The sequence below is a fragment of the Bacillus sp. 05T21 genome (assembly GCF_056396785.1).
In genome coordinates, this window is the sequence record NZ_JBFTMD010000086.1 from 1 (window position 1) to 783 (window position 783).

The window sequence follows — 783 nt, forward strand, 5'->3', positions numbered from 1 at the left end:
TAGCGATGGAGTGGAAGAGAAATAAGAGAATTGATTTGAAGAAATTCTGGCTTAGTAGGGCAAGGAGATTGCTTCCAGCAATGTTTGTTATGCTCGTTATAACGTTGGCCTGGATTACGATTTTTCATAGCTCTTTACTTGAAAAAATGCGTGGGGATTCATTAGCGGCGTTATTTTATGTTAGTAACTGGTGGTATATTTATCATAAATTATCTTATTTTGATAGCTTTGGTCAGCCTTCTCCGCTAAATCATTTTTGGTCGTTAGCTGTTGAGGAACAATTTTATGTGGTTTGGCCGTTCGTCATTAGTTTAGGATTTTATTACATAAAAAAACAATCACGCATGATCTTATTTATTTGTCTAGGAGCAATTGCATCTGCTTTAGCAATGGCAATTCTATATGAACCAGGCTCTGACCCAAGTAGAATTTATTACGGTACTGATACACGGGCTTTTTCTTTGTTAATTGGAGCGGCACTTGCTTTAATTTGGCCAAGCAGTAGACTTGCGAATAAAATTATTCCGCAAGCACGTCTTATTCTTGATGTTATTGGGGGAGTTGCTCTTAGTATCATTCTCATTATGTTTTGGAAGACGAATCAATATGAGCCGTTTCTATACCGTGGGGGAATGGTCCTTTTATCAATTGCAACAGCATTGTTAGTGGCAAATCTTGCTCATCCAGCGAGCCGTATCGCTCAATTTTTACGATTTAGACCTTTACGTTGGATAGGAATAAGGTCGTATGGCATATATCTTTGGCATTATCCAATTCTTACAT

At 37.7% G+C, this 783-nt stretch carries 1 protein-coding gene; it reads left to right on the forward strand.

Annotated features, from left to right (window positions below; translation table 11 throughout):
- Window positions 1–783: acyltransferase family protein (locus AC1DKZ_RS32810; protein ID WP_476997972.1), on the forward strand; the 783-nt coding region annotated here is incomplete at both ends.